25 protein-coding genes are annotated in these 26,132 nt (G+C 64.7%); 9 read left to right on the forward strand and 16 right to left on the reverse strand.

The annotated features are described in order from the left end of the window. Nucleotides 1–123: 123 nt before the first annotated feature. Genes A6A40_RS02195 through A6A40_RS02210 form a run of 4 tightly spaced genes read left to right on the forward strand, consistent with a single transcriptional unit; the run spans nt 124 to nt 3,700 of the window. Entirely contained in the window at nt 124–975 is an 852-nt protein-coding gene (locus tag A6A40_RS02195) for an electron transfer flavoprotein subunit beta/FixA family protein (RefSeq protein WP_063633909.1), read from the forward strand. A gap of 25 nt (nt 976–1,000) precedes the next feature. Further along, on the forward strand, nt 1,001–2,080 hold the full coding sequence (locus A6A40_RS02200; protein ID WP_063633910.1) for an electron transfer flavoprotein subunit alpha/FixB family protein: 1,080 nt from the start codon (nt 1,001–1,003) through the stop codon (nt 2,078–2,080). Between the two features lie 28 nt (nt 2,081–2,108). Continuing rightward, nucleotides 2,109–3,410: an FAD-dependent monooxygenase gene (locus tag A6A40_RS02205; RefSeq protein WP_063633911.1), complete on the forward strand. Its 1,302-nt coding sequence runs from the start codon at nt 2,109–2,111 to the stop codon at nt 3,408–3,410. Next, a complete protein-coding gene (locus tag A6A40_RS02210; protein ID WP_082860692.1) occupies nt 3,407–3,700 on the forward strand; it encodes a ferredoxin family protein in 294 nt (97 codons plus the stop codon). The genes A6A40_RS02205 and A6A40_RS02210 overlap by 4 nt, the downstream gene beginning before the upstream one ends. Before the next feature lie 221 nt (nt 3,701–3,921). On the opposite strand, the gene A6A40_RS02215 is transcribed toward A6A40_RS02210, so the two are convergent. Further along, on the reverse strand, nt 3,922–4,329 hold the full coding sequence (locus A6A40_RS02215; protein ID WP_063633912.1) for a response regulator: 408 nt from the start codon (nt 4,327–4,329) through the stop codon (nt 3,922–3,924). Nucleotides 4,330–4,623: 294 nt separating this feature from the next. Between A6A40_RS02215 and A6A40_RS02220 the strand changes: the two genes are divergently transcribed. Further along, nucleotides 4,624–4,926, forward strand: a complete 303-nt coding sequence (locus tag A6A40_RS02220) for a hypothetical protein (RefSeq protein ID WP_014246962.1) — start codon at nt 4,624–4,626, stop codon at nt 4,924–4,926. Between the two features lie 56 nt (nt 4,927–4,982). Here the strand turns inward: A6A40_RS02220 and nifW are convergent, their stop codons facing one another. From nifW to A6A40_RS02250, 6 genes are all read right to left on the reverse strand, one after another. Further along, complete coding sequence (nifW, locus tag A6A40_RS02225) at nt 4,983–5,318, reverse strand: nitrogenase-stabilizing/protective protein NifW (RefSeq protein WP_063633913.1); 336 nt, start codon at nt 5,316–5,318, stop codon at nt 4,983–4,985. 13 nt (nt 5,319–5,331) lie between these two features. After that, on the reverse strand, nt 5,332–6,183 hold the full coding sequence (cysE, locus tag A6A40_RS02230) for a serine O-acetyltransferase (RefSeq protein ID WP_063633914.1): 852 nt from the start codon (nt 6,181–6,183) through the stop codon (nt 5,332–5,334). Then, nucleotides 6,180–7,301 carry a homocitrate synthase gene (nifV, locus tag A6A40_RS02235; RefSeq protein ID WP_063633915.1) on the reverse strand — a complete coding sequence of 374 codons (1,122 nt, stop codon included), beginning with the start codon at nt 7,299–7,301 and terminating at the stop codon, nt 6,180–6,182. The genes cysE and nifV overlap by 4 nt, the downstream gene beginning before the upstream one ends. A gap of 269 nt (nt 7,302–7,570) precedes the next feature. Further along, entirely contained in the window at nt 7,571–8,776 is a 1,206-nt protein-coding gene (gene nifS / locus A6A40_RS02240) for a cysteine desulfurase NifS (RefSeq protein ID WP_063633916.1), read from the reverse strand. A 15-nt stretch (nt 8,777–8,791) separates the two neighbouring features. Further along, nucleotides 8,792–9,715: a Fe-S cluster assembly protein NifU gene (nifU, locus tag A6A40_RS02245; protein ID WP_063633917.1), complete on the reverse strand. Its 924-nt coding sequence runs from the start codon at nt 9,713–9,715 to the stop codon at nt 8,792–8,794. 56 nt (nt 9,716–9,771) lie between these two features. Then, complete coding sequence (locus tag A6A40_RS02250) at nt 9,772–10,167, reverse strand: HesB/IscA family protein (RefSeq protein ID WP_014246968.1); 396 nt, start codon at nt 10,165–10,167, stop codon at nt 9,772–9,774. Nucleotides 10,168–10,489: 322 nt separating this feature from the next. Between A6A40_RS02250 and A6A40_RS02255 the strand changes: the two genes are divergently transcribed. After that, the gene (locus A6A40_RS02255; RefSeq protein ID WP_082860693.1) at nt 10,490–10,993 is read left to right on the forward strand and encodes a hypothetical protein; all 504 of its coding nucleotides are present in this window, start codon (nt 10,490–10,492) and stop codon (nt 10,991–10,993) included. 146 nt (nt 10,994–11,139) lie between these two features. Here the strand turns inward: A6A40_RS02255 and A6A40_RS02260 are convergent, their stop codons facing one another. Continuing rightward, nucleotides 11,140–12,270, reverse strand: a complete 1,131-nt coding sequence (locus A6A40_RS02260; protein WP_063633918.1) for an alkene reductase — start codon at nt 12,268–12,270, stop codon at nt 11,140–11,142. Between the two features lie 136 nt (nt 12,271–12,406). On the opposite strand from A6A40_RS02260, the gene A6A40_RS02265 reads away from it, so the two are divergent. Continuing rightward, nucleotides 12,407–13,069 carry a TetR/AcrR family transcriptional regulator gene (locus A6A40_RS02265; protein ID WP_063633919.1) on the forward strand — a complete coding sequence of 221 codons (663 nt, stop codon included), beginning with the start codon at nt 12,407–12,409 and terminating at the stop codon, nt 13,067–13,069. A gap of 3 nt (nt 13,070–13,072) precedes the next feature. Here the strand turns inward: A6A40_RS02265 and rarD are convergent, their stop codons facing one another. The 4 genes from rarD to purB all read right to left on the reverse strand — a co-directional run bounded on the left by rarD (nt 13,073) and on the right by purB (nt 16,293). Beyond that, on the reverse strand, nt 13,073–13,999 hold the full coding sequence (rarD, locus tag A6A40_RS02270) for an EamA family transporter RarD (RefSeq protein ID WP_063633920.1): 927 nt from the start codon (nt 13,997–13,999) through the stop codon (nt 13,073–13,075). Nucleotides 14,000–14,174: 175 nt separating this feature from the next. After that, nucleotides 14,175–14,510, reverse strand: a complete 336-nt coding sequence (gene grxD, locus A6A40_RS02275; RefSeq protein ID WP_042697386.1) for a Grx4 family monothiol glutaredoxin — start codon at nt 14,508–14,510, stop codon at nt 14,175–14,177. A gap of 89 nt (nt 14,511–14,599) precedes the next feature. After that, complete coding sequence (locus A6A40_RS02280) at nt 14,600–14,839, reverse strand: BolA family protein (protein WP_063633921.1); 240 nt, start codon at nt 14,837–14,839, stop codon at nt 14,600–14,602. A 158-nt stretch (nt 14,840–14,997) separates the two neighbouring features. Continuing rightward, a complete protein-coding gene (gene purB, locus A6A40_RS02285) occupies nt 14,998–16,293 on the reverse strand; it encodes an adenylosuccinate lyase (RefSeq protein ID WP_063633922.1) in 1,296 nt (431 codons plus the stop codon). A gap of 309 nt (nt 16,294–16,602) precedes the next feature. On the opposite strand from purB, the gene A6A40_RS02290 reads away from it, so the two are divergent. Then, a complete protein-coding gene (locus A6A40_RS02290; protein ID WP_063633923.1) occupies nt 16,603–17,847 on the forward strand; it encodes a tyrosine-type recombinase/integrase in 1,245 nt (414 codons plus the stop codon). A gap of 239 nt (nt 17,848–18,086) precedes the next feature. Here the strand turns inward: A6A40_RS02290 and A6A40_RS02295 are convergent, their stop codons facing one another. The 3 genes from A6A40_RS02295 to A6A40_RS02300 all read right to left on the reverse strand — a co-directional run bounded on the left by A6A40_RS02295 (nt 18,087) and on the right by A6A40_RS02300 (nt 21,694). Beyond that, the gene (locus A6A40_RS02295; protein WP_063633924.1) at nt 18,087–19,544 is read right to left on the reverse strand and encodes a VapE domain-containing protein; all 1,458 of its coding nucleotides are present in this window, start codon (nt 19,542–19,544) and stop codon (nt 18,087–18,089) included. Beyond that, the gene (locus tag A6A40_RS30645; protein ID WP_063633925.1) at nt 19,541–20,506 is read right to left on the reverse strand and encodes a hypothetical protein; all 966 of its coding nucleotides are present in this window, start codon (nt 20,504–20,506) and stop codon (nt 19,541–19,543) included. The genes A6A40_RS02295 and A6A40_RS30645 overlap by 4 nt, the downstream gene beginning before the upstream one ends. A gap of 591 nt (nt 20,507–21,097) precedes the next feature. Beyond that, complete coding sequence (locus A6A40_RS02300; protein ID WP_063633926.1) at nt 21,098–21,694, reverse strand: recombinase family protein; 597 nt, start codon at nt 21,692–21,694, stop codon at nt 21,098–21,100. Between the two features lie 368 nt (nt 21,695–22,062). Here A6A40_RS02300 and A6A40_RS30295 point away from each other — a divergent pair, with 368 nt between their 5' ends. Then, nucleotides 22,063–22,242 carry a hypothetical protein gene (locus A6A40_RS30295; protein WP_146191533.1) on the forward strand — a complete coding sequence of 60 codons (180 nt, stop codon included), beginning with the start codon at nt 22,063–22,065 and terminating at the stop codon, nt 22,240–22,242. Nucleotides 22,243–22,780: 538 nt separating this feature from the next. Here the strand turns inward: A6A40_RS30295 and A6A40_RS02305 are convergent. Next, nucleotides 22,781–26,128, reverse strand: a complete 3,348-nt coding sequence (locus tag A6A40_RS02305; protein ID WP_063633927.1) for a Swt1 family HEPN domain-containing protein — start codon at nt 26,126–26,128, stop codon at nt 22,781–22,783. Nucleotides 26,129–26,132: the final 4 nt, after the last annotated feature.

Below are 26,132 nucleotides of genomic sequence, written 5' to 3' on the forward strand. Positions count from 1 at the left end.
CCATGGCTTGGCCGGCGTCCTGCCGGCTGGCACGCCGCTTGCTGTCCTGGGTGTATCCCGGCCCGGTGCCGGCCCCAACCCCACATGCGCGCCACAGCGAGAGCGGAAGCCAAGGAGAACGGGATGCACATCGTCGTCTGTATCAAGCAGGTGCCCGACAGCGCCCAGATCCGCATCCATCCCGTCACCAACACCATCATGCGGCAGGGCGTGCCCGCCATCATCAACCCCTTCGACCTGTTCTCGCTGGAAGAGGCGCTGCGGCTGAAGGACAAGGTCGGCGCCCGCGTCACCGTGCTGACCATGGGGCCGCCGATGGCGGAGACCTCGCTGCGCAAGGCGCTGTCGCTGGGGGCCGACGACGCGGTGCTGCTGACCGACCGCAAGTTCGCCGGTTCCGACACGCTGGCGACCTCCTACGCGCTGACCTCGGCCATCCAGAAGCTGGCGGAGGAGGATCCGGTCGACATCGTCTTCTGCGGCAAGCAGACGGTGGATGGCGACACCGCCCAGGTCGGCCCCGGCATCGCCACCCGCCTCGGCTTCGAGCAGCTGACCTACATCACCAAGATCGAGGATCTGGACATCGCGTCCAGGGAGATCGTGGTGCAACGCCGCTCCGAAGGCGGGGTGCAGGTGCTGAAGACCAAGCTGCCCTGCATGATCACCATGCTGGAGGGGACCAACACCATCCGCTTCGGCAAGATGGACGATCTGTTCCGCGCCGCCCGCTACGAGCTGAAGACCTGGAGCCGCGACTTCACCGGCGCCGAGGAGGGCCGCGTCGGGCTGAAGGGCTCGCCGACCGTGGTGTCGAAGGTGTTCGTGCCGAAGCCGCGGGCGGAAAAGGCGAAGATGATCGTCGCCGATGCCGATACCCCCGATGCGATGGCCGCCGCCGCCATCGACGCCATCTTCGCCGCCCAGCCCAAGCTGGCCGGCGACCTGCTCGCCCGCGCCGCGGCCGGGCTCTGACGATTTACCCGCGGGAGACCCGACGATGAGCGAACCGAGCAAGCCCCAGGGCCGCAAGTTCCAGCTTCCCGAACACCTGAAAATTTACAAGAACGTCTGGGTGATCGTGGAGCAGGAGCGCGGCATCGTCCATTCCGTGTCGCTGGAGTTGCTGGGCGAAGCCCGCAAGCTGGCCGATAAGCTGGGGGTGGAGGTGGGCGCCGTGGTTCTGGGCGCCGACAGCCCCGACCTGAACCGCATCTGCGGCGACGCCATCGGCTATGGCGCCGACATCGTCTACAAGGTGACCGACCCGGCGCTGGCCGACTACCGCACCGACCCCTATTGCCGCGTGATGACCGAGGTGGTGAACACCCACAAGCCGGAGATCGTGCTGCTGGGCGCCACCACGCTGGGCCGCGACCTGGCGGGCGCCATCGCCACCACGCTGGCGACCGGCCTGACCGCCGACTGCACCGAACTGGACATCTACGCCGACAACCGCTCGCTGGCCGCCACCCGGCCGACCTTCGGCGGCACGCTGCTCTGCACCATCCAGACTCTGGCCTACCGGCCGCAGATGGCGACGGTGCGGCCGCGCGTCATGGCGATGCCGGAGCGCGACGACGCCCGCACCGGCCGCGTCATCGAAATCCAGCCGGATCTCCGCGAAGAGGACATCGTCACCAAGGTCCTGAACTTCATCGCCGACCGCGAGCAGAACGAGGCGCAGCTGGCCTTCGCCGACATCATCGTGTCGGCCGGCAAGGGGCTGGGCAAGGTCGAGAACATGAAGCTGGTCTTCGACCTCGCCCGGGTCCTGGGCGCGGAGGTCGGGGTGACCCGCCCGCTGGTCCAGGCCGGCTGGGCGACCAACGACCGTCAGGTCGGGCAGACCGGCAAGACGGTGCGGCCGAAACTCTATATCGCCGCTGGCATCTCCGGCGCCATCCAGCATCGGGTCGGCATGGAGAAGTCGGACCTGATCCTGGCGATCAACACCGATCCGAACGCGACGATCTTCGACTTCGCCCATCTCGGGCTGGTCGGCGACGCGCTGAAGATCCTGCCGGCGCTGACCGATGCCTTCGGCCGCCGCCTCTCCATCAACCGCATGGCCGGCTGACCGCCGGACGAGAAAGGAGCCTGTCGACATGGTCGAAAAGTTCGACGCCATCGTCATCGGTGCCGGCCCGTCCGGCAACGCCGCCACCTACACGCTGGCCAAGCAGGGGCTGAAGGTGCTCCAGCTGGAGCGCGGCGAATATCCCGGCGCCAAGAACGTCCAGGGCGGCATCATGTACGCCCACGAGCTGGAGAAGATCATCCCGGACTTCCGGGACGATTGCCCGACCGAGCGCCACATCATCGAACAGCGCGTCTGGTTGCTGGGCGACGACAGCTATGTCGGCACCAACTACCGCTCGGAGTCCTTCAACAGCGACAAGCCGAACCGCTACACCATCATCCGCGCCAACATCGACAAATGGTGGGGCGAGCAGATCCGCAAGGTCGGCGGCCTCCAGATCTGCGAGACCACGGTGACGGAGCTGATCCGCGATCCATCCGGCAAGGTGATCGGCGTGCGCACCGACCGCGAGGGCGGGGACATCCACGCCGACGTCGTCATCATGGCCGACGGTGTCAACGCCCTGCTGGCCAAGCGCGCCGGGCTTCAGGGCGAAGCAGCGCCGGAGAATGTGGCGCTGGCCGTCAAGGAAATCCTCTTCATCGATCCCGAGCTGATCCAGCAGCGCTTCGGCATCAAGGAGGACGAAGGCGTCGTCATCGAGATCATGGGCAAGGTGACCAAGGGGATGGTCGGCACCGCCTTCCTCTACACCAACAAGGAATCGCTGACGATCGGCATCGGCTGCCTGATCTCCGACTTCAAGAACGGCGATTGCCCGCCTTACCGGATGCTGGAGGATCTGAAGAAGCATCCCGTCATCAAGCCGCTGATCGAAGGGGCGGAGATGAAGGAATATGCCGCCCACATGATCCCGGAGGGCGGCTACAAGGCGGTTCCGCAGCTCTATGGCGACGGCTGGATGGTGGTCGGCGACGCCGCCCACTTCAACAACGCTGCCCACCGCGAGGGCTCCAACCTTGCCATGGCGTCGGGCCGGATGGCGGCGGAGACGGTGATCGAGCTGAAGGCCGCCGGCAAGGGCTACAGCGCGTCGAACCTGGCGGCCTACAAGAAGAAGCTGGACGACAGCTTCATCATGAAGGATTTGAAGAAGTACCGCGAGCTGCCCGGCATCATGCACGGCAACAAGCAGTTCTTCGGCGCCTATCCCGACGAAATCACCTCGGCGGTCCACAACTGGTTCACGGTGGACAGCGTCGACAAGAAGACCAAGGAAAAGCAGATCATGAAGTCCTTCATCAAGCGCCGCTCGGTGATGGGACTGGTCGGTGACGCAATCAAGCTGGTGAGGGCCGTGCGATGAGCATCATGGTCAAGGTCGAAGAGAAGCTCTATCAGAACCGCTACATCGTCGATGAAAGCCGGCCGCACATCCAGATCAAGAGTGTGGAGGCCTGCCAGAGCTGCGAGAAACAGGCCTGCACCGTCTGCTGTCCGGCCGCCTGCTACAGCAAGAACGAGACCGGCGGCGTGACGCTGGTGACCGACGGCTGCCTCGAATGCGGCACCTGCCGCGTCGTCTGCCAGGACAAGGGCAACATCGCCTGGGACTATCCGCGCGGCGGCTACGGCATCAGCTACAAGTTCGGCTGATCGGTTCGCGTGTGTTGTCTTCCCCCGGAACTGGATGGCCTCCGCGCGGCGACGTGCGGGGGCCGATTTGTCTGGTGGGAAGTGGTTGCCGGGCAAGGTGTTTGCCCCCACCCTAACCCTCCCCCTCTTCGAGGGAGAGGGGACTGCCGCCGCTCTGCGACTAACTCCCTCTCCCGCGTTAGCGGGGGAGGGTTGGGGAGGGGGCCTGCGCCGACAATTTTCTAAACGCTACCCCGCAACACCTCCGCCGCATGGTCCAGCGCCCGCTGCAGCTCGGCCGGGAAATAGGGCTTGCGGACGAAGCCGAAGGGCTCGCAGTCGGTGGCGCGGTGCCGGGTCTCGGCATCGGCGAAGGCGGAGGTGAAGATGCAGCGGATGCCGGTTAAAGCGCGAATGGCCGCGGCGGCGTCGATCCCGTCCCGCGGACCGTGCAGGCGGATGTCCATCATCACGATGTCGGGGCGCAACCGTTCGGCTGCTGCGATCGCGGCGTCGGCATTGTCCTCGATGCCGATGACGGCGAAGCCCAGCATCCCCAGGACCTCTTCCAAAGCCATGGCGGCGAGACTTTCGTCCTCGACGATGAGGATGCGCAGGGGCTGGTCGGAGGCAGGCGTAAGGTCTGTCATCGTACTCGCGCGGGTACTGTCACAAGAATTCTACAGGAGCCATGCAACAGGCGAACCCAAAAAGCGCAGGATTATGACCAATGGTGCGGTCTGCGCTGGATGCATGGCACAGTGGGCAAGCGTGGCCGCAGGTCGGCGCAGATGCTCGATGATAGTTGGCGCGCCCTTGTTTTTCACCCCGTCGGCGCACCATCTCTATCCCATGGCTGTTTTCAGGACCGAACAACGCGGACCTGCGGGCGTCCCATGCGGACCATTGGCGGGGCCGCGCCCTATTCCATGAGGAGGACGGCGATGGACCTGCGTGTCTGTTTCGAAAACATGGAGAGCGTCAACGTCAACGACGCGGCGATGATGAAGCATTACGCCAAGAGCTATCTGGCGGATTTCGACCCAGAATGGGCCGGATTCATCATGCTCCCTCACGACGAGACCATGCGTGCCACGATGGAGCCCGCCTGGCAGGTGCTGATCCGCGACGCCACGCCGAGGACGGAGCAGCAGTTGCTGCGCTACATCGACGAGAACCCGATGGCCGCCTACCACATCCATGTCTATCGACGCGACGACGGCCCCAACGAGAGCAAGATCCACTGACGGCAAAGGGGGCGCGACAGGCGCCCCCTTCTGTCCGTTGGTCCGGTGCGGGCGGCTCAGCCGACCGGCGTCCCCAGCAGGCTGTCCAGCGGGACGAAGCGGTCGGCCATCTTGCGCGCTTCCTCCTTGTGGACCTTGAAGGTCTTTTCCGCGATGGCGTTGGACACCACGAAATCCTGGTACGCCCGTTCCAGATGGAAGCGGTAGCGTGACGACATCCCTTCGTCGTCCAGTCCCTCCATCCCATGGTCCGCCGACAGGTAGTCGTGGAAGCGCTGCAGGATGTGCAGGCGGTTCACATGGACCACGCGCTGGTCGTAGGTGACGTGGAAAAAGCGCAGGAAGTCTTCCGCGGTTTCCAGGTCGTCGAGGTCGTCGGTGAAATCGCTCATCGTCGAAGGCTCCTCACGCGTGCTGCTGGGTGGAAGGGGAGGGGCCGCACCCCTCCTGGTCGCAGATGTTGCCACAAGAGCTGCAGGCCACACCGTCCAAACGTATATCGCCGTGCATATCGTTCAGGCGAAATTCCGACAGGCGGATGTTCTTAGCAGGAAACTGTGACGGTTCGGTTGCGGTGTGGGCTTCCAGCCGGGCTTCGATGCGGTTGATGTGGTCGATCAGGCAGGCGATGGCCTTGCCGACCGGGTCCGGCATCAGGTGATGCTCCAGGTCGATGCCGTGATCGGGAAGAGGGCGATCGGACAACTGCCGATGCGCGTCCGGCCGGACAACCCGGCCGGGAATGCCGACCACGGTCATGCCCGCCGGCACCGGCTTGGTCACCACCGAATTGGCGCCGACCCGCGCGTTGGCGCCGACGGTGATCGGCCCCAGGATCTTGGCGCCGGCCCCGACGAGGACGCCGTCCATCAGCGTCGGGTGCCGCTTGCCCTTGGTCCAGGAGGTGCCGCCCAGCGTCACCCCGTGATAGAGCGTCACGTCGTCACCGATCTCCGCGGTCTCGCCGATCACCACGCCGGCGCCATGGTCGATGAAGAACCGGCGGCCGATGGCGGCGCCTGGGTGGATGTCGATGTTGGTCACCGCGCGGGCGACATAGGACAGGAAACGCGCCGGCCAGCGCAGCCCCTGCCGCCACGCCGCATTGGCGACGCGGTGCATCACCAGCGCATGGATGCCGGGATAGCAGGTCAACACGTCGAAGACGTTGCGCGCCGCCGGGTCGCGGTCGAACACGCAGGCGACGTCCTCGCGCAGCAGGGCCAGAATGCCCGGAGAGCTTTTGGGCTTGGTCATGTCGCCGCCTCCAGGAAGGCGTGCAGTTCCTCAGGCGTCGGCGGCCGTTTGGCGCGGGTGGCCAGCGCGCGGACGCGCGGCAGCACCGCCTGCGCGGTGGCGTCGTCGCAGGCGATGCCGAGCCGCTCATAGGCCAGCTTCACCGCCGCGGTGCCGGAATGCTTGCCCAGCACGATGCGGTGTTCGCGCCCGACCTCGGCCGGGTCGAAATTCTGGTAGGTGGCGCGGTCGCGCAGCAGCCCGTCGACATGGATGCCGGCCTCATGGGTGAAGACGGCGGCGCCGACGATCGACTTGTTGACCGCCACCGGCCGGTTGGAGGCCCGTTCCACCAGATCGCTGATGGTGCCGAGCGAGCGCGTCTCCACGCCGGTGTCGATGTGGTAGAGGTGTTTCAGCGACACCACCACCTCCTCCAGCGGGGCGTTGCCGGCGCGCTCGCCCAGTCCGTTCACCGTGGTGTTGACGTGGGTGGCGCCGCCCAGCACCGCCGCCAGTGAATTGGCGTTGGCGAGGCCCAGATCGTCATGGGCGTGGATCTCGATCTCCAGGTCGGTGGCCCGGCGCAGCCGTTCGATGCAGGCGCGCGTCTGGAAGGGATCGAGCACGCCCAGCGTGTCGGCGAAGCGGAAGCGCCGGGCGCCGGCCTGTTGCGCCACGGTGGCGGCGGCGATCAGGAAATCCATGTCGGCGCGCGACGAATCCTCGCCGCCGACGCTGACCTCCAGCCCATGGTCGCGCGCCTGTTTCACCCGGCGCTCGATCTCCGCCAGCGCCCAGGCGCGGCTGCGCTTCAGCTTCCTGGTGATGTGGATGTCCGACACGGGCATCGACAGGTTGACGAAGCCGACATTGCAGGACAGCGCGGCCTTCAAGTCGGCATCGTGCATGCGGCACCACACCATCAGCCGGCCCTTCAGCCCCAGCGCCGCCACGGCGCGGATGCCCTCGCGCTCCTCCTCGCCCATGGCGGGGATGCCGACCTCCTGCTCCGGCACGCCGGCGGCGTCGAGCGCCTTGGCGATGGCGATCTTCTCGTCGAGCGTGAAGGCGACGCCGGCGGTCTGCTCGCCATCGCGCAGCGTGGTGTCGTTGATGGTGGCGAAGGTGGTGGGCATGGGGGCACCTTCTGGGAGTTGTTGCCGCGGGTTGCCCCCTCCCCATCCCTCCCCCGCTCCGCGGGAGAGGGGGTAGAATGCTTGGTGGCGTGACGTAACCGTCAAAGCGGCGGAGTTCCCTCTCCCGCGAAGCGGGGGAGGGTTGGGGAGGGGGCATAGACCCTCGCCCCCATGAGAAGTGTCGCAGGCCGGGCCGGGGACCCGCCCCGACGGGGTGTCGTCGGGCGGGGTGCCGGGACGGGCCATCGACCCGGCCTGCGATTCCGGTGTTACGAATAAACGGGCGCGAATTCCTTGGGCTTGCCGGCTTCCTGCTGCCAGTAGGGCGACAGGCTGCGCAGCTTGGCGATGATGCCCGGCACCACGGCGATGACCCGGTCGATCTCCTCCTCCGTCGTCTCGCGCGACAGCGAGAAGCGGGTGGCGCCATGGGCGGCGGTGTAGGGCACGCCCATGGCGCGCATGACGTGGCTGGGCTCCAGCGAGCCCGAGGTGCAGGCGGAGCCGGAGGACGCGGCGATGCCGGCCTCGTTCAACAGCAGGAGGATCGCCTCGCCCTCGATATACTCGAAGGCGATGTTGCAGGTGTTGGGCAGGCGGTTGTCGGGGTTGCCGGTGACGAAGCAGCTCGGCACCGCCGCCAGGATCGCCCGTTCCAGCTTGTCGCGCAGCGCCTTCACCCGCGTGTTCTCGTCGCCCATATGGACCAGCGCCAGTTGGGCGGCGGCGCCCAGCCCGACGATGCCCGGCGCATTCTCGGTTCCCGCGCGGCGCGAGCGCTCCTGGTGGCCGCCGCGCAGCATCGGGCGGTAGCGCAGGCCACGCTTGACGTACAGCGCGCCGATGCCCTTGGGGGCGTGCAGCTTGTGGCCTGACAGCGACAGCATGTCGATGGCGCTGTCGGCCAGCTTCACCGGGATCTTGCCGACCGACTGCACCGCATCGGTGTGGAAGAGGGCGCCGACCTCCTTCGCCATGCGCGCCAGCTCCTCCACCGGGAAGATCGTCCCGGTCTCGTTGTTGGCCCACATGATGGAGACGATGGCGACCTGATCGGACAGGGCGGCGCGGTAGGCTTCGATGTCGAGATTGCCGCGCTTGTCCACCGGGATGCGGTGGACCTTGCAGCCGCGCTTCTTCTCCAGATACTCGCAGAGCGCCAGCACGCCGGGGTGCTCGACCACGCTGGTGACGATCTCGCGCTTCTTCGGGTAGGCCTCCAGCGCCGACAGGATGGCGGTGTTGTCGCTCTCCGTTCCGCCGGAGGTGAAGACGATCTCGCTGTCATGGGCGGCTCCCAGCAGTGCCTGGACTTGGCAGCGCGCCCATTCGATCTTGCCGCCCACCGCGGCGCCGAAGCCGTGCATGGAGGAGGCGTTGCCGAAATGCTCGGTGAAGAGCGGCAGCATCTCCTGCAGCACTTCCGGATCGACGCGGGTGGTGGCGTTGTTGTCGAGGTAGATTCCCTGGCTCATGGCTTGGCGCTCCCCTTAGCCCGCATGGGCCGGCATGAGGGACGCGGGCTTGACCCGCACGAACTCGCCGAGCGCCTCGACCAGCTTCATCTGCACGCCCATCATCGTGCCGGCCGACTGCGAACAGCCGGAGCAGGCGCCGGTCAGCCGGACGTAGATGTCCTTGCCGTCGATGTCGACCAGCTCCACGTCGCCGCCGTCGCGCTGGATCTGCGGCCGCATCTCCTCGATGGCGCCCATGATGACCTGCATGCGCTGGACATTCGTCAGCTTGGGCGCCGCAGCCGATTCCGCCTTCGGCTCCAAGGGCTTGATGGCGTCCAGCCCGACCGTGCCGGGGGCGTGCTTCTTGGCGGGCTTCAGCGCGCCAGTCTTCGCCAGCACCTCTTCCAGCACCTCCTCGATCTTCTCGTGGCAGGTCTGGCAGGAGCCGCCGGCCTTGGTGTAGTGCGTGACCTCCTCCAGCGTGGTCAGGCCGTTGACGCTCACCGCGCGCTCGATCATGGCGGCGTCGATGCCGAAGCATTTGCAGACCAGCTCGCCTTCCTCATGGTCGTCTTCCCACGCCTCGCCCTTGTAGTTGGCGATGGCGGCGCGCAGCGCCTCCGCACCCATGACGGAGCAGTGCATCTTCTCCGGCGGCAGGCCGCCCAGATACTCGGCGATGTCGCGGTTGGTCAGGGTCAGCGCCTCGTCCACCGTCTTGCCGATGATCATCTCGGTCAGGGCGGAGGAGGAGGCGATGGCCGAGCCGCAGCCGAAGGTCTGGAACTTCGCATCCAGGATGATCTGGGTGTCGGGATCGACCTTCAGCATCAGACGCAGCGCGTCGCCGCAGGTGATGGAGCCGACCTCGCCGACCGCGTTTGCGCTGTCCAGGACACCGGAGTTCTTCGGGTTGAAGAAGTGTTCCTTGACCTTGTCGGTGTAGTTCCACATGTCGCTGCTGCCTTTCCGTGGGGTGCGCGCCTAGGGGAAGAGTGTCCGGGGAGACTTCAGTGCGTCGAATAGGGGGTCGACGATCCGCAGCTGGACGAGGAGGTCGAGCAGGAGCCGCCACCGCCTTCACCGGCGGAGAAGGACTTGCCGCAGCCGCAGCTGCTGGTCGCGTTCGGGTTGTCGAACTTGAAGCCGGAGCCTTCGATGCCCTCGACGAAATCGACCACCACGCCGCTGAGGAAGGGTTGGCTGTTGGCGTCGACGAAGATGGTGACCGGGCCGAAGCTGAGCACCGCGTCGTCGTCGCCGGCCGCAGCCTCCAGGCCCATCTGGTATTTCAGGCCGGCGCAGCCGCCGTCGGTCACGGCGATCCGCAAACCGGCCGCCGCACCGCCCGACTTCGCCAGGACCTGTTCCAGGGTGGAAACCGCCGCATCCGTCAGAGTCACCATGTCCCGCCTCCTCAAGCCGCGTTGCCGGGGGTGCCGGCCGATCTGACGAGGAATAGAGCAAGCGGTGTGCCAAGCAGACAAAGCATTGATTTATAACGATTGTCAGGTCGGAGGGGCATGGCGAGAGTCCGACAATGTTTCGCCTTCCAACGTTTTTGTCGGGTTTGGCGCGTGTCGGTTTTGCGACAGCCGCGACACTTCGCCGCACAATAATATTGTGGTCATTCCCTGCGCCCGCGCGCGTACCATGTGGCGTCGTCGGTGCGTCGGATGGTTGATTTTCTCAACAGAAAACCCAGGCAGCGGAAAGGCGAGGGGAGCGATGAGCGACGAACCGATCGAACTCAGGATGTCGAACGGCCGCATGGCCTTCGGCGACGTGCCCGAACAGATCGACGAACTGTTGCAGGAGGCGGTGAAGGCCCGCGACGTGCCGGAGGTCTGCGAGTCGCTGCTGTGGGAGGCGCATCGCAAGGGGCCGCGGGTGCTGCCGGTCTTCCATGCGCTCTACAAATTCTACTTCAACCGCAAGAAGTTGGCGGAAGCGGAGCGGGTGGCCCGCATCGGGTTGGATGCCGCCGCACTCCAGGGCGGCTTTCAGGCGGACTGGTCGCAGCTGACCGCGGGCTCCACCGACTGGACGGCGGCCGGACCGGCGCGCTTCTTCCTGTTCACCATGAAGGCGCTGGCCTTCATCGAGCTGCGCCGCCACAACCGCGGCAAGGCGCTGGCGATCCTTGCCAAGATGGCGGAGATCGACCCGGCCGATCAGGTCGGTTACGGCACCATCGCCGCCTTGGCCCGCGGGCTGGACGGAGAGGCGTAGAGGCCGGCTCCACATAAAAAAGCCCCCCGGCCCAGGGGGGAACCGGGCCGGGGGCAGCGGGGATTTGCGTCTCACGACGCTCTCACGACGCGCTCTCACGTCGAGAGCAATTGCGGCCCCGCCGGGGCAGTGGGGCCGCAATCCCGTCAGGCGGCGACGGATTCCAGGGCCGGATAGTCGGTGTAGCCCTTGGCGTCGCCGCCGTAATAGGTGGTGCGGTCCGGCTCGGCCAGCGGCGCATCGGCACGGAAGCGCACGGGCAGGTCCGGGTTGGAAATGAAGGCCTCGCCGAAGCTGACCGCGTCGGCTTCACCCTTGGCGAGTGCGGCGTCGGCATCGCCGCGGCTGTAGCCGCCATTCAGGATGAACGGACCCTTGAAGGCGGCGCGCAGGGCGGACGCCACATGCGGCGCCCCCTCCGGCGGGGCCATTTGATGGCCGGGCTTGCCCTCGATCACATGCAGATAGGCGAGGTTGAAGGGATTCAACGCCTTGGTGATCGCCAGGAAATGCGGCAGCGGGTCACTGTCCTTCATGTCGTTGAACACACCGGTCGGCGACAGGCGGACGCCGATGCGGTCGGCGCCGACGGCGTGGGCCGTGGCCTCCAGGATCTCCAGCAGGAAGCGGCAGCGGTTCTCCACCGTTCCGCCATACTGGTCGGTGCGGGTGTTGGTGCTGTCGCGCAGGAACTGGTCGATCAGATAGCCGTTGGCCGCGTGGATCTCGACGCCGTCCAGGCCGGCATCGAACACCGCGCGCTTGGCCGCATCGGCGAAATGGCGGACCAGTCCGGGGATCTCGGACGTTTCCAGGGCGCGCGGCACCGGGAACGGCTCCATGCCGGCACCGGTGTAGAGTTGGCCCTTCGCCGCGATGGCCGAGGGGGCGACCGGGGCGGCGCCGTTCGGCTGGAAAAGCGGATGGGAGATGCGGCCGACATGCCAGAGCTGGGCGACGATCCGCCCGCCGGCATCGTGCACGGCGTCGGCCACCGCGCGCCAGGCCAGCGTCTGGGCGTCGGTGTGGATGCCCGGCGTGTTGGGATAGCCCTGGGCAGTGTCGCAGACCTGCGTCGCCTCGGTGATGATCAGTCCGGCCGAGGCGCGTTGCGCATAATACTCGGCGGTGAGCGCGGTCGGGCAGTTGCCTTCGCCGGCGCGGCTGCGGGTCATCGGCGCCATGATGACGCGGTTCGGCAGCTCGATCGCGCCGAGGCGCAGTGGGGTGAACAGATCCGGAGCGGCGGTGCTGTGCGTGTCGATGCTCTGCGGCATGGCGGGACTACCCCCTGTTGGGCAAATCAGCTTGTATGTATGTGAGTACATACTTGAACCCGAGCCTGCCGCTTGTCAAGTATGTATCTGCATACTTATTATGACGTCGGCGGGACGCACCGGAGAGGGACGGGTTTTGGACGCAAGCAAGGACGATGGCGGCTGTTGCCCCGGCAACGGCACCGAAGGCGCCTGCGAAGGCGGGGCGCGCAAGCGCGACCGGGCCGCGACCGAGGGCGCATTGCTCGACGCCGCCAAGGCCGTGTTCGCCGAGCGTGGCTTCGACGCGGCGACGACCCGCGAAATCGCCGGCCGGGCGGGTGTCAATGAACAGTTGATCCAGCGCTATTTCTCAGGAAAGAGCGGGTTGCTGGTGGCGGTGGTGGAGCGCTATTGGCGCGAGGAATCGGGGGGCTGCAACCTGCCGCCGCCGGACGAGGATCTGGAGACCGACCTTGCCCGCTTTCTGCACGCCCAGTTGAGGCACAGCTGGGAATGCCGCGACTTCACCCGTGTCGTGCTGGCCCGTGCCCTGGTCGATCAGGCGGTTGCCGACGAGATGGCCCGAACCCTGTCGCAGAGCCGCATTCCCTGTCTGCTGAAGCGGCTGGAGGGGTTCCGCGACCGCGGCGCCATCGCCGCCGACGCCGATCTCGCCAATGTGGCGGCCGGCATTGCGACGCTCAGCTTCGGGCTGGGCTTCCTCGATCAGGTGGTGTTCGGCCGCGACGACGCCGGCATCTGCGCCATGGTCGGCACGCTGGCCCACACCATCGCCCACGGCCTGACGCCACGGTAACGGTTATTCCGCAGCGGCGGCGGTGCGGGTGGCAGCGCGATGGCTGTGCACAGCGTCGGCGGTGAAGACGGCCAGCGCCACCCAGATGCAGGCGAAGGCGATGGCATGGCTGCTGGTGAAGGCCTCGCCATAGACCAGCACGCCCAGCAGAAGCTGTCCGGTCGGCCCGACATATTGCAGCAGACCCAGCGTGGTCATGGTCAGTCGGGTCGCTCCGATCATGAACAGCACCAGCGGCACCGCGGTCATCGGCCCGGCCAGCACCAGCAGGATGCTCTCGCCCCAGTCATGGCCGAAGGCCCCGCTGCCGCCCAGCCACAGCAGATAGCCGAGGGCGGCCGGCAGAAGCAGCGCCGTTTCCACCAGCAGCCCGATCACCGGATCGACAGCGGCCTTCTTGCGCACCAGGGCATAGAACCCGAAGGACAGCGCCAGCGACAGGGCAACCCAGGGCACGGCGCCGTAGCTGACGACGAGGCTGCCGACGCCGGCCGCTGCGATGGCGACCGCCAGCATCCGCCCACGGCTGAGCCGTTCGTTCAGGAACAGCACGCCCAGCAGCACATTGACCAGCGGGTTGATGAAGTATCCCAGGCTGGCCTCGACCAGCCGGCTGTTGACCACCGCCCAGATGAAGACGGTCCAGTTGGTGGTGACCAGCAGCGTGGTGACCAGGAACACGCCCAGCCGGCGCCAGCTTCCCACCGCAGCGAGGACCGCCGCCGGTCCGCGGGTGGCCAGCACGCCGATGCCGACCAGCACCACCGTCCAGACCACGCGGTGAGCCACGATCTCCACCGCGCCGACATCGCCCAGCGACTTGAAGAAGACCGGATTGACCAGCCCCCAGATCAGGTAGGAGGCCAGCGCCGCGACGAACGCCGCGGTTGTGGAGGTCGGGGCCTTGGCGGGCGGCGGGGTCTGAACCATACCGTCCGTTTAGCACATTGTTTGTGCAATCCGGCAGCGGGCGGCCGGACATGGCCGGGCTGCGCGGCCGGCATCTCTCCGGTTCCACGCCCTGTTCACCCAACAAAAAACCCCGCCGGAGCGGGGCTTTTCGTTTCGGTCCCTGAAGACTTGCTCCTTGAAGACCCTGGCCGCATCAGGCGGCGGTGGCGACGCCCTTGTCGGCCAGCAGGGTCTGCAGCTCGCCCGACTCGTACATCTCGCGGACGATGTCGCAGCCGCCGACCAGCTCGCCCTTGACGTAGAGCTGCGGGAAGGTCGGCCAGTTCGAGTATTCCTTCAGACCCTGGCGCAGGCCCGGATCCTCCAGGATGTTGACGCCCTTGAACTTGACGCCGGTGTGGCTCAGCACCTGGACGACGGCGGCGGAGAAGCCGCACTGCGGGAACACCGGGGTCCCCTTCATGTACAGCACGACATCGTTGTTCTTGATGTCCTGCTCGATGCGCTCGACGACGTTCTGATCGACCATGACTCGATAACCCTTCCGATTCGGCCCGGCTGTGCCGGAGCCTTGTCCGTTTCGACGTGTGTTCAGGCGCCTTCCGGCGGGCTCTGACGTCAGGCGCCTTCCGGCACCGCGGTGGTCAGCGCCAGGGCATGCAGTTCGCCGCCCATCCTGCCCTGCAGGGACGCGTAGACCATCTGGTGCTGCTGCACCCGGCTCTTGCCCTTGAAGGCGGCGGAGGTGACGAGCGCGGCATAGTGGTCGCCGTCGCCCCGCAGATCCGCGATCTCGACGACCGCGTCCGGGATGCCCTCCTTGATGAGCTTTTCGATCGTGGCGGCTTCCATCGCCATGGGTCCAATCCTCGTTCTGTTCAGGGCTCTGTTCAGGATTGCCCCGCCCGGGCACTTGCTTCTCAGGATAGAGTAGGTGCGGGCGGGCCGTTTGTCATCCACCGGCAAATATTTGCCGGAATGCGGAAGACGCGGCAGCGGCCCGCCCCATCAAATGCTCATTCGCCGAACACGCGCTTGAACACGGTGTCGACATGCTTGGTGTGGTAGGTCATGTCGAACATCGGCTCCAGCTTGTCGCGGCCGATATGCTTGGCGATGTCGGGGTCGGCCGACAGCAGGTCCAGGTAGTTGCCGCCCTTCTCCCACACCTGCATGGCGTTGCGCTGCACCGCCTTGTAGCTGTCCTCGCGGCTCATGCCGGCCTGGGTCAGCGCCAGCAGCACGCGCTGCGAGAAGACCAGACCGCCCAGATCGTCAAGGTTCTTCTGCATGCGCTCGGGATAGACCACCAGCTTTTCCATCATGCTGGTCAGGCGCACCAGGGCGAAGTCCAGCGTGACGGTGGCGTCGGGGCCGATCATGCGCTCGACCGAGCTGTGCGAGATGTCGCGCTCGTGCCACAGCGCGACATTCTCCAGCGCCGGGACCACGGCGGAGCGCACGATGCGGGCCAGACCGGTCAGGTTCTCCGACAGGACCGGGTTGCGTTTGTGCGGCATTGCCGACGAGCCCTTCTGGCCGGGGTGGAAGTATTCCTCGGCCTCGCGCACCTCGGTGCGCTGCAGATGACGGATTTCCGTCGCCAGATTCTCGATGCTCGAGGCGATGACGCCCAGGACCGAGAAGTAGAAGGCATGGCGGTCGCGCGGAATGACCTGGGTCGACACCGGCTCCACCGCCAGGCCCAGCTTGGCGGCGACATGCTCCTCCACCCGCGGGTCGATGTTGGCGAAGGTGCCGACGGCGCCGGAGATGGCGCAGGTGGCGATGTCCTGGCGCGCCTGGACCAGGCGCTCGCGGCCGCGGGCGAAGGCGGCGTAATGGCCGGCCAGCTTCAGGCCGAAGGTCGTCGGCTCGGCATGGATGCCGTGGCTGCGGCCGATGGTGACGGTGTCCTTGTGCTCGTACGCCCGGCGCTTCAGCGCGGCCAGCAGGGCGTCCATGTCGGCCAGCAGCAGGTCGGCGGCCTGGGTCATCTGGACGGCGAGGCAGGTGTCCAGCACGTCCGACGAGGTCATGCCCTGGTGGACGAAGCGGGCCTCGGGGCCGACATATTCGGCAAGGTTGGTCAGGAAGGCGATGACGTCGTGGCGGGTCTCCCGCTCGATCTCGTCGATGCGGTCGATCTCCCACTTGCCGCGCTCCCACACCGCCTTGGCGGCCTCCTTCGGGATCACGCCCAGCTCGGCCTGCGCGTCGCAGGCGTGCGCCTCGATCTCGAACCAGATGCGGAAGCGGTTTTCCGGCTCCCAGATGCGGGCCATTTCGGGGCGGGTATAGCGGGGGATCATTATTCTTCTCCTGGTTGCGGCGCGCCGTAGACGCCAAGGTCGCGAGAAAACCTTGGAATTCCAATGGCTTAGCGGTGTCGCGATGACGGTTTCAAGACGGTTCTGGAGGACGGTCGGTGATGGCTATTTGGTGGCTCTTCCACATCGCGACGGCATGCTTCCTCCGCGTAAGGATGCGCCATCCTCAACCCCGCTCTAAGGCGTTGATCTAGCGCGTCTTTTTCGCGTTGGCCTTGCACAGTGCCGCCTACCGTAATTTTTGCCAGTGATCTCAAGAGCTTAACAGGGAATTCCGGGGAAGGAATCGTGATGGCTCCTCCAGTGAGGCGCAAAATCAGACTGACCGATGCTGCTGTCAAGAAACTTCCCATTGGCCGGTCCTGGGACACGGAAATTGGAGGATTTGGGGTCAAGGTCTATGCGTCAGGTAAGGCGCAATACATCCTTCGTTATCGCGGTCAGCAGAAGCAGCAGCGGGAATTCAGGCTTGGACAGGTTGGCGTGATCGGGGCCGATGAGGCTCGCAGCAAGGCGAAGATCTTGGTGGGCAAAATCGTGGAAGGCTCCGATCCAGCATGGGACCGCAAGGTCGGTTTGGCCTCAGCGCGAACCTTCAACGAGGTCATCGACAGATATCTTGACTGGGCGGATGGGCACCACAAGGAAACCTCATTGGCAGAGGTTCGTCGTTACTGCCGCCTGCATATCCGTCCACGGTTCGGCGAGTTCCCGGTCACGAGCATGAGCCGGGGAATGGTCCAGCAGGCTTATGACAAGATGCGACAGGGACCGCATTTCCGCGCGAAGATGATTGCATGGGCGCGGTCGATTTGGACCTGGGGTGAGAAGCGTGAACTTGTCGGTGACGCTCGTAACCCGTTTGTGATCGACGTTGGTGTTTCCAAGCCACGACGGTCAAGGGTGTTGACCGCAGAAGAATACGAACGTCTGTGGGCGGCTATCGAGAAGCACCGTTACCGTGGAGCTATAAAGAACGTGTCGCTCTGGGCGATTGAGTTCATGATGCTTTCACCGCTTAGGAAAACGGAGGTGTTTCGTCTGCGATGGGAGAACGTGGACATCAATCGTAGCATCATCAGAGTTGTTCAACACAAGACGGACCAGAAAGACGGTGTGCTTGAAGTCCACATCAGCGCACCGCTCAAGCGCCTGCTGAAGAGGATGCCCAGGTCATGCGAATGGTTGTTTCCAACGCCGGATTCGGCGACGGGACACATCATGAGCCTGGATCGTGCTTGGTCGCAGATCAGAAAGGACGCGGGGTTGTTGAATGATGATCGTGTCACCCTCCATGATTTGCGGCGAAGTTGGAATAGCGTGGGCGCAACGCTGGGGTATGGCCCAAGCGTGATGGGAAAGGTGATCGGAAACTCTGCTCGCGTAAACGAGCGCCATTACTGGCACTTACAGGAGGCCCAACGGCGCGAAGTTACAGGTAATGTTGCGGAAGCTATCGCGGGATTTGCAAGCGGCAACTTGAGGGCGAATAGAGAGACGGGTTCTTTGGAAGACCGTCCTCCAGAACCGTCTTGAAACCGTCATCGCGACACCGCTAAGCCATTGGAATTCCAAGGTTTTCTCGCGACCTTGGCGTCTACGGCGCGCCGCAACCAGGAGAAGAATAATGATCCCCCGTCAGAGGCGTCAAGGCTGGATTTGGTGAACGCAGCGAAGGATGTAGGGGAACGGCCCAGAGGGCCGGGCCATCGGTCAGCCATCTGGGCTTATCGCTGAGCATCGGTTGATGGGCGGGGGCATGCCCCCGCCCGTGATCATGCGGCGTGCTTGGCTGCCAAAATGTCCTGGATGGTGAGCACCTGGGCGGATGGTTTCGGCCGACTACTGCTCTTTGCCTGGGCATCGGTTGCCGTGAACCGGTATTCGCTCCGGCCGCCGCGACTCCGGTGTTCAAGCCGGTCGTCCTGGCACAGCTTCATCTCCTTCGCGAACTTCACGACGCTGTAGCGTTCGGCCGGGAAGAACGTCTCCCGCCATTCCTCGAAGTGGTCGGCGAACAGGGATGCGCAGGTGGTCCAGGAGTCCGGGATGTGGACGTCGGAATCGAGCCATTGTTCAACCGGGGTCCGATACCGCTGTCCCGCTTGCTCACCCCGGATCAGCGCATAGACGTCGCCTTCAAACGCCGGGGCCTCGGCGTCCTCGTCCACCGAGCGCCAGAAAGCCATGGCGTCCAACTTGCGGATCGCGGCAAGGTCGATCCTGTCGCACACGTTAATCTGGAAGAACCGGCGATTACCGCTGGGATCCATGATCAAGGTGTCGAGGTCAAAGTTCCCGCAGCCGATAAACGTCGAGATGATCTCCCGCTTCCCGGCCTCTTGATAAAGCTGTCGGAATTGCTGGGATCGGCTGGTCATCAACCCTTTCACCTTGTTCACCTCCGAACGCCGGGCATTCGCCATCTCGTCGAAGAAGATGATCGGCATGGTGGTGAGGTCCATCATGCGGCTCTGATCTTCCAGCATATCGAAGGACGTGGCCGTCACGGCTTCCTCGACAGGGTTGATCAGATGCTCAACAGTCGTGGTCTTTCCACAGCCTTGGACCCCCATGAGATACGGCATGATGTGGGTCCGGTAATGGATCGTCCCACGCATCGCGTTCTTCACCCGGTGAACCCAGTTCCTCAGCACAGCTTTGGCCGCCTCTCGATGTGTCGGGTTATTGACGGTGTTGTGAAAGAGGAGGTCGAGGATACGGTCAAAGACGGTGGTGTCGGCCGCCGGGTCGAACTTCACCCGCTCGTAGCAGGCTTGCAGAGCCTCTTTGTGCGCCAGCCGCCGCCATTCGGCCCAGGCGCCGTTGAGCGGATTGACGGCAGCGAACGCCCCATGGTCGCCGGTCCAGATCGCGATCTGGTTTCGGACATCGGCGCTGCCAACGGTCTGGCCCTTGGCGTCGATGAACGTTCCGTCCACCTTCATCCGCAAGTCACGCGACTCGATGAAGGCGGAGATGAAGTCGATGAGGCCGTCAGGATAGCGGCCGAGATCGGCGGTGATCCGCCATCCCCGAACCATGTCGGCAGCCTCCCGCTTCGGCAGGCCGGAACGCTCCTCCATGGTGCGGCGCACATCGGCCCACAGCCAGGACGGCGCGTCATTGGCGGCCTTGGCCGCTTCGGCGAACCGAAGGATGTCCTCCGGTGTTGCCGTCCATCGCCCAGGCTGTTGGTTCCACTCGTTGATGATGTCGTGCAGGTCCATCATGCCGCCCCTCCCATGGCCCGCGCTTGACGGCGGCGGATACGGTCGAGGAGCCGGGGATCGCGCCGGAACGGTTCCGGGGCCGGTTGACGTGCGATGAAATTGAGCGCGTGCTCGGCTTCCCGGCGCGTCCCTGTTCGAGGGCGGGCCTTGCCGCTGGCCCCGTCCATCATCAAGGCCAACGCCTCCAGATCGGCCGCCGTGATCGAGACGCCGAGGAACCGTGCTCTCGCCGCGATCCGACACATGAACTTGTAGAACCGGCCGGAGCCAATGGGCGCGGAGAAGTATTCCTGCTGCATCTCCTCGGTCACCAGCGCCGTTGGATCGTCGCATGGCGGGGCCAGTCGCCACACGGTATCCGCAACGCTCGCTGGTGCCACGGTCGGAGCGGCAGGCACGGGGAAGGCAGCGATCAGGGCGTCAACGTCGAGGGCGGCGCCCTCCACCCGGCAGGCGAAACGGTTCTCGGCCCCGTCCCAAGCGGCCGGGATGAAGAAGACGCGGCTGGGATCTCGGGTCCGATGATCGAAGAGTCGGCCAAACCGTTGGTTGGCCGCCCACCAGAACGCATCGAACTCATTGATCTCCACCGGTCGGGACAGCGGCAAGATCAGCCGCATCCGATGATGGTCCGGCTTTGACTTGGTCGTTGAATGCAGGATGTACGGCAGATCGCCGAGCAGTTCCACGACATCCTCGAACCGCACCGAGCGGGCCGGATCATCGTTGTCGAGGTCGAAGGCCGCAAAGCTCCATCGAGCGACGGCATCCTTGCGGCGGGTGGCGCCGGGTTGGAACTCGGCAGGCGAGATGGTTGGGACGGTCCCGGCGTCCTTGGCGCTCGGCGGCCGGGCGATCAAGCTCCAAGCGTGGAGGCGGTCGCAGGCTTCGCGCCAGGAAAGGGTATCGTAGGTTGGGATGGTGTCCCGGATCGTCGGGAAGAAGCTCCAAGTAATAAGCATGTCGTTGCTCGTGAATGCCCCGCATGGTGGCAGCCATGCGGGGCGGTTTTGGCACACGACAAGTTTGGAGGCACGTTCCCGGCGTCAGATGGACGCCCGGCCTCGTGATGTATTTAGTTGGCGATAAAGTCGTGTGCTCCGCTCTGCCAGCGGTCCGCCTGCACGTATTTAAGGCGGAGATGGGTTCCGTTTGTCGATATCTTTCTCGTGCCCAGCGGATATTTCCTGGATCGACATTTGAATATTGACAATGGCGACGGTCCATTCGGTATAATCGTTGCCCCTGTCCGCTCCGCCGCTGGGGAGGTGGGGTCCACCCCACCGGGTGGTGGGGTTCACCTCACCAGCCAACCCAATGATATTGTTGATGAATTTCTGTTTGGTGGGGTAGGTGGGGTGATTTCTGGAAAGTCATGAGAGAAGAAGAGAAAAAGACAAGAGGTTCGGAAACCACCCTCACCACCCCACCATCCCCACCATGATCCACACCAGACGGTGAGCAGTTCGTGATCACGGCAGGTCGGGCGTAGCCCTGGACCCCACCATCCACCGGCGCGGCGGGGAACCGCGTTCCCCACCGTCGCTCCACGATCACGCCGCGACGGCAAGCTCCCCGATGGACGCCGCCTTCGCCGACCGAAGGGCCATGTAGTAGCTCGACCGCGAGATGCCGAGCGTCCGGCACGTCTCCGCGACCGGCGTACCAGCGTCGCTCGCCAACATGATCTGCCGGACCACGGCCGCCGTGACCTTGGACGGGCGGCCGAACTTCACCCCGCGTTGCCGGGCCACGGCGACACCGGCCTGCGACCGTTCCCGGATGAGGTTGCGCTCGAACTCCGCCAGCGTCGCCAAAACGCCCAGGATCATCCGGCCGGTGGCGGTGCTGGTATCGATCTGGTCCATCACCGAAACCAGCTTGGCGCCGCGACCCTCCACCTCTTCCACGATCTGGAGCAGATGGATCTGCGACCGGGCCAACCGATCCAGGCGCCACACCACCAGTTCATCGCCCGGCCGGAGCAGATCAAGGACGCGCCGCAGTTCCTCGCGATCCCGGCGGGCACCGCTGGCCTTCTCCTTGAAGATGTCGCGATCATCGACCCCGCGCTTCAGCAAAGCGTCAAGCTGGAGCGCCCAGTCCTGTTCGCTCGTGGACACCCGCGAGTAGCCGTAAATCCTCCCCATGTCCAGAAACCCCCGTCCGGTTGTCTCTAATTTTCGCACGGATTTTCTGGACGTCAACCGCCGCAGTTCCACGTCATCTTCAGCACCGTCCAGAAACCCAAGAAATTCTGGACAGGCCACCTCCCCTGGTGCCGCATGCCCTTTACGTGGGACAGAAATACCACTCAGGATCTGCGTGGGACGGAAATACCACGCGAAAAAATTGTGAAAAACATATTGACCCTCGGACCGCCCATGATAATATCTCCAACAACGCTGAACGGCGTTCAAAGCGCAATCATCAAACGCGCGACTGGCTCGCAAAACGACACGCCGCCAACATTCAACATGGAAACATTCCGTGAATGCATACATCTGGAGGATTGAAGATGAAACACAATGTGATTCGCGACGCACGGACAGCAGAGGATAAACTCGATGAAATAATGGGCAAAATTCTTGATGGAGAAATGTCCCCAGAACAGGGAGCTAGCTTAGCGAACAGGATTATTAACGATAAAAAGAGGCAAAAAAAGCTATGGAAAGGACTTGCTGATCATCAAAAATGACGGCATTCAAATAATGAATGCCTAGCGATGCAATTAATATCGATATTTTGTTATAACGTTAATATACAATAAAAATTGATCTTATTTCCGATAAAATCTCTATAAACCTTACTGCTTTACTTTGATGCGCTTCGATGTTGAGGTTGGCCTATTGGAACCCGGAAAAAATCAATTCATGAAGCAACGCGCCACATGATGCCTTAACCGCCGAAAATGGCGTGACTCCCGAATGGTAGCTCTTCCGTCAAGCGCCATCACGTGTCGATTTGCCATCAGGCTGATTGTTGGACATCACTGCCGCGTCTTCGGTCAAGCATTCGTTACGACTTGGATGAAACGCGCGCCTCGCTGACGCCGCAAACTCCGGGTTCTCTCGCGACACCTTCCGGCCCAGCGCCGCAAGCTCCTCCATCCGTGCCCTCATCGCCGCGTCCATGGCATCCTCCCGATAATGCGGTAAAAACAGTCCATTTTACCGGAAATGGTTGCTCCTGGGGCTGACGATTATGCCAACCCCAGGACAACAGCCGGGTAGACGTTACTCTTCCTCGAACCCCTGCGATGTGAACTTCAGGGTGCGGCAATTCTCGGTGACGGTGCGGACCAGATGATCGCTCGCCCCGCTTGGCAAGACCGCATCGATCTCCAACGTCACCGTGACCTCCGCGCCGACAACCCCAACGAGGTGCGCGATGACCTCATTGGCAATCTCGCCCGCGTCGCGACCGACCCGCATTGCGTTGAGCGTGACCGTACCATGGAACCGCCGAAGGGATGGCGGAGCATCGACGATCACCTCAACGCCGCCTTCGGTTTTGACGGGCATGCTTCCACCGCCGGAGGACGGAGGTACCGTTCCCTCACCCGGCGTCGGCGCCGGTGCCGTCACGGCGGTTTCGGAGGTATGCTGGGCGTCTGCAACGGTCGCTCTCACCAGCAGTCCATCCAGGCTATCCGGGGCCATGGTCGGCGGCTTTCCGCAGCGAAGTCCGCGATACCGCTTCGCAACCTCGTCGTAGCTGTCGGCGAAGGCAAAGGACTCCTGCTTCCACAGGAGCAGTCCAAGCCCATCCTGGATAGCGGCGGTAAGAACCGTCGTATCCCTCAGGCGCGGCAGGTAGATGTATTGCGCGAAATCCTGCGCGAGCTGCCGGATCTCGACATGATCGCCCCGCCATAGCGGCACCCGGTCCAACTCCATGCGCAGCCGGGTTCCCGCGATGGACGGGAAGAGAAGATCGGCACCACGCAGCTTCTTCGACGCGCGGGCGGCAAGCGGCTCCTGCCCGGTCAGGCGAAGCGCCTCCCAGGTCACCGGCGTTTGTGGGGTGTCCTGCACCGGCGTCAGGAGCCATTGATAGGCTTCCGGCAGCCGGGCGGCCACCGTGCCGTCCGCCGTCTTCAACTGCGTCTCGGCCTGCCGGACCTGATGCGGATCGAGGTTCAGCTGGTTCTTCTCGTCCAGAATGGACCACCAAGCGCAGTAACGGCGCGTCGCTTCGTCGAGGTCTTGCAGACGGGCCTGATCGACCGCCAGAAAGGCCAGGGTGTTGCGGAACAGGCGCGGCCCGCTGCCGCGCGACTCCAGGATCGCCTTGGCCGCAGCTTCGGCCTTGTTCCCTTCCGCCTTGCTGTAGGGAAAATCGATGCCGAGCACCACCAGCCGGGCGTCCAGATCGTCCGGCACATCAGCGCCCGACTGTGGGAAGGGGTGAATGCGCCGGAAGTCGCCGGTGGAGCGCAGATCGAGACGGAGTCGGCGCTCGATTTCGGTGATGACCGGATCGGGGTTTCGTTTGAGTTGCTCCGCCCGGTCTTCCGCCATCTTGGTGACGGTCGGCTGGGTCGAATACCAATAACGCGCGCCGTCCTGGTAAAGGTAGGTCGCCGCCATCGCCAGCCGCCGCAGCGCGTCGCCGAACAGCGACGGCGTCTCGCCGGGCATGACGCAGCCCAGTTTGATCCGACGATCCTCCAACCCCCGGTTGGCGGCGGTCGAGGTCGGAGCGGACCCCAGATACACGGTGCGGGCGACGCGCCGCGTCGCCGCGAACTTGCCCAAGTTGGTATTGCTAGCGTCGATCTGGAGCGGCAGGGCGCTCGTCCCATCCACGTCCTTCTCGATGATCGGCTTCCAATCGTCGGACAGGTAGCGGGTCAGTTCGTCCCGCACACGCGGATCGTCTATGGGCAGGTTGCCCGGCATGATCAGCGGGTTGCGGTCGCCCTTTTCCCACAGGCTATGGATCACGGCGGCCATCAGGCGCAGCACGCCACGGGTGCGCTGGAACTTGGGCTGGGTCGACCAGTCGCCATAGAGCCGGTCGAACACCTCCGGGTGGATCGGATAGGCGGCCTTCATCCGGCCTTCATACGGGGAGTCCCGGCATTCCGGCGGGAATTCCTGGTGCTGGGTACGGTAGACGTCATGGAACGCGCTCGCCACCGTATCGCGGGAGACGAACTGTGCCTTGTCGATCAGCGGTTCGAACAGGCGGCGGCGGACGATCTCGAAGCCTTCCTCCGTGCTGGCCGGTGCCCAGGAGGATTCAACGCGACCGATCACGTTTCGCAGCCGCGCCAGCGCCGCCCGGCCGCGCTCGCCGCCCACCTCCTCGTCGGCGCCCACCGCATGGGGCGAGGTGCCGGTGTCGGAGGCGGGAAGGCTGATGACCAGCAGGCAGTGCTTCGCCAACTTGGCCGATTCGGTCAATGCCTGGGCGAAGCTGAAATGGGTTTCGAAGCTGCCGCCGGGCAGGTCCGGGTCGTCGTGGAGCTGACGGGCGTAGGCCACCCATTCGTCGATCAGGATCAGGCAGGGGCCATATTCGTTCATCAGCTCCCGCAACGTGTCGCCGGGGCTGGTGGCCCGTTCGTCATCCGCCCGCAGCCGTGCGAAGGCCGCAGCGCCGCCAAGCTGCCATGCCAGCTCGCCCCACAGGGTGCGGACCACGGTGCCGTCCGGCTTCACGCTGGGGTTGCCGGGGGAAATCTTGTTGCCGACCAGCACGACCCGGCGCACCGACGGGGGCAGGCTCTTCACCTCCGATTCGATCAGCAGCGGCTCCACCCCCAGCAGATCCCCTGGTGGCATGCCGGAGAACAGGTGGTAGAGGGCCAGCATCGAGTGGGTCTTGCCGCCACCGAAGTTGGTCTGCAACTGCACGACCGGGTCGCCGCCCTGGCCGGTTAGCCGCCGCATCGCGCCGGTCAGCAGGCTCTTCAGGCTTTCGGTCAGGAAGGTGCGGCGGAAGAACTCCGCCGGGTTGCGGTATTCGTCTGAGCCTTCGCCGAGATGGACCTGCCACAGATCGGCGGCGAATTCGGCCTGCTGGTAACGGCCGCTCGCCACGTCGCGGTGCGGCGCCACCACCTCCCGCCAGGGCTTCAGGCTGCCGGTGACCTGACTTTCGATGGCGGTGCCCGCGCCCTTGCGTTTCTCCGACCGCATCTGCTCGTCGAAGATCAGGCGGCGCAGTTCCATCTTCATCCGCCCGACTTCATCGGCCTGCGGCGCCGACACGGCGGTGAGCAGGCGGGCGATGCTGTCCAGCGCCCGGTCGGCATCGTCGCTTGAAAACGGCTTCTGGTGCGCCCAGCCGTTGCGATGGCCGCGAATCTCCCCGACCAGCCCGCGTTCGGCGGGGCCGAGCGTGGCACGGAAAACGTCGTTCCACGACTCCCACATCAGCTTCAGCAGTGCCGCCGCGTCCCAGTCCGGGATCGGCCGGTTGCGGGTCATCGGGTCTTCGTTGAAACCGACCAGCGCTGGAATGGCGACGGCGCGTTTCAGCGCGCTGCCGATCTCGCGTTCGATGAAGGGGCCGAGGCCGGAGCGTAACAGGTCGAGCGCCTTGCCCACGCGCTCCTGGTTGGTCAGTGCCATAACG

The sequence above is a fragment of the Azospirillum humicireducens genome (assembly GCF_001639105.2).
Lineage (GTDB): Bacteria > Pseudomonadota > Alphaproteobacteria > Azospirillales > Azospirillaceae > Azospirillum > Azospirillum humicireducens.

Coding starts and splice junctions, on each gene's coding strand:
- rarD (WP_063633920.1), bottom strand. CDS start 13,999: ATGGTTCAGACCCCGCCGCCCGCCAAGGCCCCGACCTCCACAACCGCG.
- A6A40_RS30645 (WP_063633925.1), bottom strand. CDS start 20,506: ATGCTTATTACTTGGAGCTTCTTCCCGACGATCCGGGACACCATCCCA.
- A6A40_RS02205 (WP_063633911.1), top strand. CDS start 2,109: ATGGTCGAAAAGTTCGACGCCATCGTCATCGGTGCCGGCCCGTCCGGC.
- A6A40_RS02305 (WP_063633927.1), bottom strand. CDS start 26,128: ATGGCACTGACCAACCAGGAGCGCGTGGGCAAGGCGCTCGACCTGTTA.
- A6A40_RS02255 (WP_082860693.1), top strand. CDS start 10,490: ATGAGCGACGAACCGATCGAACTCAGGATGTCGAACGGCCGCATGGCC.
- nifW (WP_063633913.1), bottom strand. CDS start 5,318: ATGAGCGATTTCACCGACGACCTCGACGACCTGGAAACCGCGGAAGAC.
- A6A40_RS02280 (WP_063633921.1), bottom strand. CDS start 14,839: ATGGCGATGGAAGCCGCCACGATCGAAAAGCTCATCAAGGAGGGCATC.
- A6A40_RS02220 (WP_014246962.1), top strand. CDS start 4,624: ATGGACCTGCGTGTCTGTTTCGAAAACATGGAGAGCGTCAACGTCAAC.
- nifV (WP_063633915.1), bottom strand. CDS start 7,301: ATGCCCACCACCTTCGCCACCATCAACGACACCACGCTGCGCGATGGC.
- A6A40_RS02210 (WP_082860692.1), top strand. CDS start 3,407: ATGAGCATCATGGTCAAGGTCGAAGAGAAGCTCTATCAGAACCGCTAC.
- A6A40_RS02300 (WP_063633926.1), bottom strand. CDS start 21,694: ATGGGGAGGATTTACGGCTACTCGCGGGTGTCCACGAGCGAACAGGAC.
- nifU (WP_063633917.1), bottom strand. CDS start 9,715: ATGTGGAACTACACCGACAAGGTCAAGGAACACTTCTTCAACCCGAAG.
- grxD (WP_042697386.1), bottom strand. CDS start 14,510: ATGGTCGATCAGAACGTCGTCGAGCGCATCGAGCAGGACATCAAGAAC.
- nifS (WP_063633916.1), bottom strand. CDS start 8,776: ATGAGCCAGGGAATCTACCTCGACAACAACGCCACCACCCGCGTCGAT.
- A6A40_RS02215 (WP_063633912.1), bottom strand. CDS start 4,329: ATGACAGACCTTACGCCTGCCTCCGACCAGCCCCTGCGCATCCTCATC.
- purB (WP_063633922.1), bottom strand. CDS start 16,293: ATGATCCCCCGCTATACCCGCCCCGAAATGGCCCGCATCTGGGAGCCG.
- A6A40_RS02260 (WP_063633918.1), bottom strand. CDS start 12,270: ATGCCGCAGAGCATCGACACGCACAGCACCGCCGCTCCGGATCTGTTC.
- A6A40_RS02195 (WP_063633909.1), top strand. CDS start 124: ATGCACATCGTCGTCTGTATCAAGCAGGTGCCCGACAGCGCCCAGATC.
- A6A40_RS02200 (WP_063633910.1), top strand. CDS start 1,001: ATGAGCGAACCGAGCAAGCCCCAGGGCCGCAAGTTCCAGCTTCCCGAA.
- A6A40_RS30295 (WP_146191533.1), top strand. CDS start 22,063: ATGAAACACAATGTGATTCGCGACGCACGGACAGCAGAGGATAAACTC.
- A6A40_RS02290 (WP_063633923.1), top strand. CDS start 16,603: ATGGCTCCTCCAGTGAGGCGCAAAATCAGACTGACCGATGCTGCTGTC.
- A6A40_RS02250 (WP_014246968.1), bottom strand. CDS start 10,167: ATGGTGACTCTGACGGATGCGGCGGTTTCCACCCTGGAACAGGTCCTG.
- cysE (WP_063633914.1), bottom strand. CDS start 6,183: ATGACCAAGCCCAAAAGCTCTCCGGGCATTCTGGCCCTGCTGCGCGAG.
- A6A40_RS02295 (WP_063633924.1), bottom strand. CDS start 19,544: ATGATGGACCTGCACGACATCATCAACGAGTGGAACCAACAGCCTGGG.